8 protein-coding genes and 1 pseudogene are annotated in these 8,418 nt (G+C 63.9%); 7 read left to right on the top strand and 2 right to left on the bottom strand.

The window, feature by feature from the left end; translation table 11 throughout:
- Positions 1–69: 69 nt before the first annotated feature.
- Positions 70–180 carry a helix-turn-helix domain-containing protein gene (locus BT264_RS15700; protein ID WP_371287104.1) on the bottom strand — a complete coding sequence of 37 codons (111 nt, stop codon included), beginning with the start codon at positions 178–180 and terminating at the stop codon, positions 70–72.
- A gap of 7 nt (positions 181–187) precedes the next feature.
- The gene (locus BT264_RS15695; RefSeq protein ID WP_072438563.1) at positions 188–889 is read right to left on the bottom strand and encodes a FadR/GntR family transcriptional regulator; all 702 of its coding nucleotides are present in this window, start codon (positions 887–889) and stop codon (positions 188–190) included.
- 366 nt (positions 890–1,255) lie between these two features.
- On the opposite strand from BT264_RS15695, the gene BT264_RS15690 reads away from it, so the two are divergent.
- The 7 genes and pseudogenes from BT264_RS15690 (at position 1,256) to BT264_RS15660 (ending at position 8,081) form a co-directional block, all read left to right on the top strand.
- Positions 1,256–2,278, top strand: a complete 1,023-nt coding sequence (locus tag BT264_RS15690; protein ID WP_072438562.1) for a zinc-binding alcohol dehydrogenase family protein — start codon at positions 1,256–1,258, stop codon at positions 2,276–2,278.
- A 17-nt stretch (positions 2,279–2,295) separates the two neighbouring features.
- Positions 2,296–3,408: a mannitol dehydrogenase family protein gene (locus BT264_RS15685; RefSeq protein WP_072439069.1), complete on the top strand. Its 1,113-nt coding sequence runs from the start codon at positions 2,296–2,298 to the stop codon at positions 3,406–3,408.
- Positions 3,409–3,495: 87 nt separating this feature from the next.
- Positions 3,496–3,723: pseudogene (locus BT264_RS15680) on the top strand (fuconate dehydratase); the annotation flags it as partial.
- A gap of 63 nt (positions 3,724–3,786) precedes the next feature.
- Positions 3,787–5,124 carry an MFS transporter gene (locus tag BT264_RS15675; protein WP_072438560.1) on the top strand — a complete coding sequence of 446 codons (1,338 nt, stop codon included), beginning with the start codon at positions 3,787–3,789 and terminating at the stop codon, positions 5,122–5,124.
- A 44-nt stretch (positions 5,125–5,168) separates the two neighbouring features.
- A complete protein-coding gene (locus BT264_RS15670) occupies positions 5,169–6,710 on the top strand; it encodes a UxaA family hydrolase (RefSeq protein WP_072438558.1) in 1,542 nt (513 codons plus the stop codon).
- 922 nt (positions 6,711–7,632) lie between these two features.
- Positions 7,633–7,887: a response regulator transcription factor gene (locus tag BT264_RS15665; RefSeq protein WP_175963571.1), complete on the top strand. Its 255-nt coding sequence runs from the start codon at positions 7,633–7,635 to the stop codon at positions 7,885–7,887.
- A 17-nt stretch (positions 7,888–7,904) separates the two neighbouring features.
- A complete protein-coding gene (locus BT264_RS15660) occupies positions 7,905–8,081 on the top strand; it encodes a helix-turn-helix domain-containing protein (protein ID WP_243712198.1) in 177 nt (58 codons plus the stop codon).
- Positions 8,082–8,418 lie beyond the last annotated feature (337 nt).

Raw genomic sequence — 8,418 nt, 5'->3', positions numbered from 1 at the left:
GCACCGGATCAGTCCGTGGCGCTCGGGTGATGGCGGCGGAGCATCGCCCGGCAGATCGCCGACGGCACGTCAGCCCTTGGTGGACTCGTCCGCCCGCCGTTGCAGACGATAAGCCAGTTGCGCGCGGGTAATGCCGAGCGCGCGCGCCGCTGACGACAGGTTGCCGTTGGCGCGCCGCACAGCCTCTTCAGTTGCGCTCCTGCTCCAGCCAGCGTCGCTGCGAAGCGTAAAGATGTGTCCGCATGGCTGCCTGTGCCATCAGCACTTCGCCATTCTCGAGCGCATGAAGGATCGATTCATGCTCCTCGAATGCTTTGGCCCACGTTTGCCTGCTCTCCGCCCGTGCGCTGACGCGTGACGAGATCGGACTGTGGCGCCCGTCGAAGAGCTCGCCCACCAGTCGGACCAGAACGGAATTGCCCGTCATCGCGGCAATTGCCACGTGAAGTTCACGATCGTGCTGGACCGGAGAGCGGCCTTCCGCAATCGCGGATCGCATCGCTTCCACGGCGCGACGGACAGGTGCCAGCAGTTCGGGCGTCGCGCGGGCGCAGGCCAACTCGATCACGCTGCCTTCCAGCGCCGCACGGGCATTCATCAGCTCGATCGGGTTTTCGCCAAGCGATGTCGCCGGCGCGGCCGGGGCCTTCGCGACGGCACACACAAACACGCCGGCCCCCATCCGCACCTCGACGACGCCTTCGATCTCCAGGGCAATGAGCGCCTCCCGAACGGACGGCCGCGAAACCCCAAGCTGTTGCGCGAGATCCCGCTCGGGCGGCAGGCGTTCTCCGTCGGCAAAGCGCCCCTCCTCGATCAGAGAGCGAATCTGGTCGGCGATGCGCTGATAGAGACGGCGGGTATCCACCTGATTGAACTGGCCCGGCAATGCTCCCCCTCGCGGCGGACCGCGCACGTGTGCTCCGGAGCAACGAGTCTACTGCACGTTTGGTGGCCTGACCAATTTATCGGGCGTTCTGGAGACCAGTGACAGAGTAGTTTGCATTGGCCTTTGAATTGGCCTTACCGAAGTGCCCCGGGACGGCATCGTTCGCTGCTTGGTGTATTCCGTTGTAAGCCTTATGGGACGGTAGAATAAGGCTTGTCATGGTTTTTTCGGCAGCGTCGCGATCTAGGTGTTTTCCATGGATTTGACGAAATTGGCTTGACCACAAATGGTCAGGCCAATAGCCTTCGTCTGGTCAGGCCAATTTGCATCCACACCGTCCTCTTTTCATACGTTATCGAGATCCCGATGAGAACAGTCATTTGCGAAGAACCCGGCCGCCTCGTTGTTGCCGAGCGTCCGATGCCGGCCGCGGGGCCCGACGATGTGCTGATTCGCGTGAAGCGGGTCGGCGTATGCGGTACCGACATGCACATTTTCACCGGCAACCAGCCGTATCTCGCCTATCCGCGCGTGATGGGGCACGAACTGGCCGGCATCGTCGAGAGCGCCCCGGCGGGTGCGCGCGTCAAGGCCGGCGACCAGGTCTACGTGATGCCGTACCTGTCATGCGGCACGTGTATCGCGTGCCGGGCCGGCAAGACGAACTGCTGCACGCGAATCCAGGTGCTGGGCGTGCACGCGGACGGCGGCATGGCCGAATACCTCGCCGTCCCGCAGGCATTCGTGTTCGACGCGAACGGCGTCACGCTCGATCAGGCCGCGATGATCGAATTCCTCGCGATCGGCGCACACGCCGTGGCGCGTGCCGACGTTCGCTCCGGGCAGCGCGTGCTGGTTGTCGGCGCCGGTCCGATCGGCATGGCTGCGCTGATTTTCGCGACGCTGCGCGGCGCGCGGGTTTGCGTGCTCGACGCTCGCGCAGACCGGCTCGCGGTTTGCGAGACGGCGCTGGGTGCGCACGCCGCCGTGCGGCTCGATACGACGGGGGAGGGCGCGGACGCGCGGCGTCTCGCGGCGCTCACCGACGATGAATTTTTCGACGTCGTGTTCGATGCCACCGGCAATCTCGCGGCGATGGAGCGCGGTCTCGACTTCGTCGCGCACGGTGGCAAGTACGTGCTGATCTCGCTCGTAAAAGGGCGCATCTCGTTCTCGGACCCGGAATTCCACAAACGCGAAACGACGCTGCTCGCGAGCCGCAACGCGACGCCGGTGGATTTCGAAACGGTGCTCGCCGCGATGCGTGCCGGCCAGGTTCCGACCGATGCGCTGAAGACGCACGCGCTGAGCCTGGCCGATCTGCCCGACCGCTTCGCGGAGCTGCTCGAACCGGACGCCGGCGTGATCAAGGCGCTCGTCGAATGCTGAGCGCGGACGGCAAACCGATGGCCAATCCGATCCTGCAATTCGGGACCAGCCGCTTCCTGCAGGCGCATGTCGACCTGTTCACGTCCGAAGCGCAGGCTGTCGGCCGCGCGCTCGGTGCGGTGACGGTCGTGCAGACGACGTCGAGCGCCGAGAGTCGCGCGCGCATCGATGCGCTGCGCGCGGCCGGACGCTATCCGGTGAGAATCCGCGGCAGGCGGCATGGCGAGACGATCGACCGGCAGGTCGATTGCGTGGCGATCACGGAAGCGCTGCATGCGAGCGAGGACTGGGCGCTGTTGCGAGAGCGTGCGGCGCACGACGTCCGGGTGATCGTATCGAACACCGGCGACAGCGGTTATGCGCTGTTCGACGACGACGGCGCGGGCCTGCTCGACGGGCGCCGCATGCCGCGCGGCTTCGCGGCGAAGCTTGCGGTGCTCCTGCACGAGCGTTTCCGGGCAGGCGGCGAGCCCGTCACGCTGCTGCCGTGCGAACTCGTCGCGCGCAACGGCGACACGCTGCGCGACCTGGTGGTCGGCGTCGCGCGGGGCTGGCGCGCGGACGCGGCATTCGTCGATTACCTGATCGGCGGCTGCGTGTGGGTCAATTCCCTCGTCGACCGCATCGTGTCGGAGCCGATCCATCCGGTCGGCGCGATTGCCGAGCCGTATGCGCTGTGGGCGGTTCGGCGCACGGCCGGGATGACGCTGCCGTGCGAACACCCCGACATCGTCGTGACCGACGATCTCGAACGCTACGAGCGCCTGAAACTGCTGCTGCTCAATCTTGGACACACGATGCTCGCGCAGCAATGGCTCACGCTTGGCGGTGCGGCGGACATGACGGTCGGTGCGGCGATGGACGATCGCGCATATCGCGAACCGCTCGAAGCGGTGTGGAACGACGAGGTGATGCCGGTGTTCGTTGCGCTCGGCGAGCGCGACGCGGCGCTGTCGTATCTGGACGAGGTACGCGACCGGTTCGCGAATTCATTCCTCGCGCACCGGCTGGCCGACATTGCCGGCAATCACGACATGAAGAAACTGCGACGCCTGCGCCCGGTGCTCGAAATGGCGCGCGCGCTGAAGTTGCCGATCGGGCAGCCGCGCCTGATCGCGGCGCTTGGCTGAACGGCCGCAGCGGCCGGGCTCGTTGCAGGGGCGTCCGGGCGCGGCGACAAGATCAGACGAGATGAAACGACAAGGAGACATGCAGCGATGGCGACACGAATTATCGATGCGCAGGTACGTGACATTCGCTTTCCGACGTCGAAGAGCATGGACGGCTCCGACGCGATGAACGGTAATTCGGATTACTCGGCGACCTACGTGACGCTCGTTACCGATGCGCGCAACGGCATCGACGGGCACGGCCCGACCTTCACGATCGGCCGCGGCAACGAACTGTGCGCCGATGCTGTGAAGTCGCTCGCGAAGCTGTTCGTGATCGGGCCCGAATGGCGGACGTGAGCGATCGGCCCCACGACGAGAACAATCCCGGAGACAACGATGAACCATGATCCTCAACAATCGCAGCATCTCGCCGGCGCGGTCAGGAAGGCCGCGATCCGGCTCCTGCCGTTCCTGACGCTGATGTACGCGCTGGCGTTTATCGACCGCGCGAACGTCGGTTTCGCAAAGATCGCCTATCAGGCCGATACGGGCCTGAGCGACGCGGCGTTCGCATTCGGCGCCGGTATCTTCTTCATCGGCTATGCGTTGTTCGAGGTGCCCAGCAACCTCATCATGAACCGCATCGGCGCCCGCGTATGGATGAGCCGAATCATGGTGACGTGGGGCTTCGTGTCGGCATCGATGATGTTTGCCCACACGCCGACGCAGTTCTACTGGATCCGTTTCCTGCTAGGTGCGGCGGAGGCCGGATTCTTTCCCGGGATCATCCTGTACCTGACCTACTGGTTTCCGGCGAAGGGGCGCGCCCGTGCGCTCGGGCTCTTCTACTTCGGCGTGCCGATCGCGATGCTGATCGGCAATCCGCTGTCGGGCTTCCTGTTGCAGATGCATGACATGTTCGGCTTGCGGAACTGGCAATGGATGTACCTGGTCGAGGGCCTGATGGCGACCGTGGTCGGCGTGATCGCGTTTTTCTACCTGACGAGCCGGCCGAAAGACGCGCGCTGGCTGACCGAGGACGAGAAGCGGGCGCTGGGCCACGCACTCGACGCCGAGGAGCGCGCGAAGCCCCGGCATCTGTCGACGGCCGTGTTCGGCGTGCTGAAGGACCGCCGCGTGCTGACGTTCATTGCCGCGTACTTCTGCATCCAGATCGGCAATGCGCCGCTCGCGTTCTACCTGCCGTCGAAATTCGCCGCGACGATGGGCTCCCAGGTCAATGGAAAAATCGGTCTGCTGCTGACGATTCCCTGGCTGTGCACGATCGCCGCGATGATCGTCGCGACCCGCTTCGCGGATCGTCGCGACAATCATCTGCAGGTCGCGGCCGGCATGCTGACGGTCGGGATCCTCGCGTTCGCGTCGCTGTCCGTGATCAATACGCCGGTGCCGACCCTGCTCGCATTCTGCATCGCGATTCCCGGCCTGGTCGCGTGCCAGCCGGTGTTCTGGTGCCTGCCGACACGCTATCTCGGCGGGACGGGCGCGGCGAGCGGCATCGCGTTCATCGTGTCGATCGGCAATCTCGGCGGCTTCGTGTCGCCTCAGATCAAGGCGTTCGCGGACGCGGCGTCGCACGATTCGCGCGCCGGCTTCGTGGTGGTCGCCGCGTTGTGCTTCGTCAGCGTGCTGCTGCTGCGTTCGCTGCGCGGCATGGGGCACGCCGCGGCCGAAGGCACGCACGGCGGCGCGCAGGTCGGCACGCATCGATAACCTTCGCCAGCGCGCCATCCCACGACCCATCCAGGATCATCACCATGACTACCTACGCCACCGAACAGGTCGCGATCCGGCTGCATCCGAACGACGATGTCGTGATCGCGACGCGCCAGCTCGTATCCGGCGCCCGGATCGCATCCGAGGCGCTCGTCGTCGCCGGCCTGATTCCGCCCGGTCACAAGATCGCGACGCGCGACATCGCGAAAGGCGAGCCGATCAGGCGCTACAACCAGATCATCGGCGTCGCGCGCGAAGCGATCGCGCGCGGCCAGCACGTGCACATTCACAATCTCGGCATGGCCGAGTTCGCGCGCGAGCATGAATTCGGCGTGGCCGCGAGTCCGACGCTGTTCGACGAAACACCGGCGACCTTCATGGGCATTCGCCGATCTGACGGACGGATCGCGACGCGCAATTACATCGGCATACTGACGAGCGTGAATTGTTCCGCGACGGTAGCCCGCGCGATCGCCGACCATTTCCGGCGCGATGTGCACCCGCAGGCACTGGCCGGTTATCCGAACATCGACGGGGTGATCGCGCTCACGCACGGGCTCGGCTGCGGAATCGACTCGCGCGGCGACGGGATCGCGATTCTTCGCAGAACGCTGGCCGGCTACGCCGCGCATCCGAACTTCCATTCGGTACTGTTCATCGGCCTGGGGTGCGAGACCAATCAGATCGGCGATGTGCTTCGCGAAGGCGGGCACGCGGATGGCGCACGCTTGCAGCATTTCACGATTCAGGAAAGCGGCGGCACGCGCAAGACGATCGAGCGCGGCATCGCGATGGTCACGAACATGCTCGCGGAAGCGAACCGCACGACGCGTGTCGCGGTGCCGGCATCGCATCTCGTGGTGGGGCTGCAGTGCGGCGGCTCCGACGGATACTCGGGCATCTCCGCGAATCCCGCGCTGGGTGCGGCGGTCGACCGCCTGGTACGCCAGGGCGGCACCGCGATACTCTCCGAGACGCCGGAAGTCTACGGCGCCGAGCATCTGCTTACCCGGCGCGCCGTCAGCCGCGAGGTCGGCGAGAAGCTGCTCGCGCGAATCGCCTGGTGGGAAGGCTATTGCGCGCGCAACGGCGCCGCGCTGGACAATAATCCGTCGGCCGGCAACAAGGCGGGCGGACTCACGACGATCCTCGAGAAATCGCTGGGCGCGATCGCGAAAGCGGGCACCACGAACCTCGTCGACGTGTTCGAGTACGCGCAGCGGATCGATGTGCGCGGCCTGGTTTTCATGGATTCACCGGGCTACGACCCGATGTCCGCGACGGGGCAGGTCGCGTCGGGCGCGAACCTGATCTGCTTCACGACGGGGCGCGGTTCCGCATACGGCTGCGCGCCGGCGCCGTCGCTGAAGCTTGCGACGAACACGGCGCTGTGGGAGCGTCAGGAAGAGGACATCGACATCAATTGCGGCGGTGTGATCGACGGCACGACGACGGTCGCCCGGCTAGGCGACGACATTTTCAGGAGCATGCTCGACTGCGCATCGGGCGCGTATTCGAAAAGCGAGTTGCACGGTTATGGGCAGAACGAGTTCGTGCCCTGGCAGGTCGGCGTGGTGACGTAGCCGGGAACTGCGTGTTGGCAGTGGCGATCGAGATTTCTGTCGGGAAATCCGCGAGACAAAACGGTGTTTCTCTTATATTTCTACGCGTAGTGTAGGTGAGCCGCCCGCGGAATAGCGAGTTTCTCGGGTGGTCGCCTGTTGCACGTCAGTTCACCTCAATCTGTTGCGATCATCTCAGGCGAGGCGCGCAACAGCCCGGTTTGCCAGGAGACGCTGCCATGCAGCGTCGACGTTGCATGCAATCGCAAGCCGACCGCATGATTTCACCTCTGCCGGGAAGTTGATCGCGGGTGTGCCCGCTTCCGCGTGGCTCGCAGACACCGACTCACATTTTCACGCTCTCCGCGTTACTCGACGAAGCCAAGACAGGGCCGTCCGGGCGCCCCTTTGGCGGGCGCGGGCATCTGCGAACGAAAAAAGATCGACTAGGAAGGACGAGGGCGCCCAGCGCAAATCCTCGACCCGGTAGCTTTCAATCGTCTAATTCGATTTCGTCGGTTTGTAATTAAATAACCGAGAATTTCTCATTTGTGTCGAATTACTTGAATTATAAACAAAAATAAAAATTCACCTGTGAATTCATAATTTAATGCACACCGATTGAGTCAATTCAATCAGTAATATCAATCATCATGCAAAGCCGAATGGCGGGCGTATGATGCATCGTTCCGATCGCCCGAATTCAAATAATCCGAGCAGTGTTGCCTTGACCGCCGAGCAGACATGAATACTCGCGGCAAATTCGTTTCATAAAGGGTTGGCCGGAAATATCACTGCAGTCTCGAGCGCATCCACCTTTGCATGTCGCGTGCGTAAGGGGCGGAGTCCGGTCGCCGGTGAGGTTGTCATGAAAATTCAAAGGAGATCACCGCTCCCGTGACGAAAAGGGGATGCCCTTTCAAGGGTCAACGGGGAATCCATCTTGAAACTCACTACACGCGAGACAGTCGTGTTGGGCCTGGTCGCGAAAGGCCTGACCGACCGTGAAATCGCGGCCGAACTGGTCTTTTCCGTATCAACCGCGCGCAAGCATCGTGAAAATCTGCTCAACAAATTCGGCGTCCGGAAATCCGCGCAGCTGACCATTCGCTATTTCATTCTCTTTCCTGACGTGCTCAAAAAAACGGCGCCCCGCGTCGTGCCGACCCGTTCTCGCCGCGCGAACGCGAGGTCCTGAAACTGCTCGCGGCCGGCATGAGCGACAAGCAGGTCGCCCGTGCACTGGGCATCAGTGACCAGACCGCCCGCAAGCATCGCTCGCATCTTCTCGGGAAGACGGCCTCCACCAATATCTGCGCGCTGCTCCATACGGCCGTGCTTTCCGGCTGGCTCACCGAACCATTTTCCGTTCCGCCGTCCGGCTCGCAATGACAACGACGCATACCGCATTTGCCGAATGGAACCGGCAGGACCCGACTCGCAGAATCGACCTGCCGATTCCTCCGATGTTTGCTTCGACGCACGCGTCCTGAGTCGATGGAAGCATCGCCGGCCGGCATGTGAACGGCGCGCACGACGCACCGCCTGCGGCTTGTGCGCCGTCTCTTTCCTCTCGATCAAGGACTTGAAAATGACTCATGTACACCATGCATTGCCGGGGGTACCGCACACGGTCACGGGACACATTCCGGCTTACGCGTCGACCGTGGCGCAAGGTGCGTTCGTGCCGCAGGGCGTGGGCGGGGCCATCGTCGGCACCGCCGCGCCG

It is taken from the genome of Burkholderia sp. NFPP32, assembly GCF_900119325.1.
GTDB lineage: Bacteria > Pseudomonadota > Gammaproteobacteria > Burkholderiales > Burkholderiaceae > Burkholderia > Burkholderia pyrrocinia_C.
This window is presented reverse-complemented; position numbering and strand designations above follow the sequence as displayed.

Excerpts from the sequence above, each read along its gene's own strand:
- BT264_RS15690 (WP_072438562.1), top strand. The coding sequence starts at position 1,256 with ATGAGAACAGTCATTTGCGAAGAACCCGGCCGCCTCGTTGTTGCCGAG.
- BT264_RS15675 (WP_072438560.1), top strand. The coding sequence starts at position 3,787 with ATGAACCATGATCCTCAACAATCGCAGCATCTCGCCGGCGCGGTCAGG.
- BT264_RS15685 (WP_072439069.1), top strand. The coding sequence starts at position 2,296 with ATGGCCAATCCGATCCTGCAATTCGGGACCAGCCGCTTCCTGCAGGCG.
- BT264_RS15670 (WP_072438558.1), top strand. The coding sequence starts at position 5,169 with ATGACTACCTACGCCACCGAACAGGTCGCGATCCGGCTGCATCCGAAC.
- BT264_RS15660 (WP_243712198.1), top strand. The coding sequence starts at position 7,905 with ATGAGCGACAAGCAGGTCGCCCGTGCACTGGGCATCAGTGACCAGACC.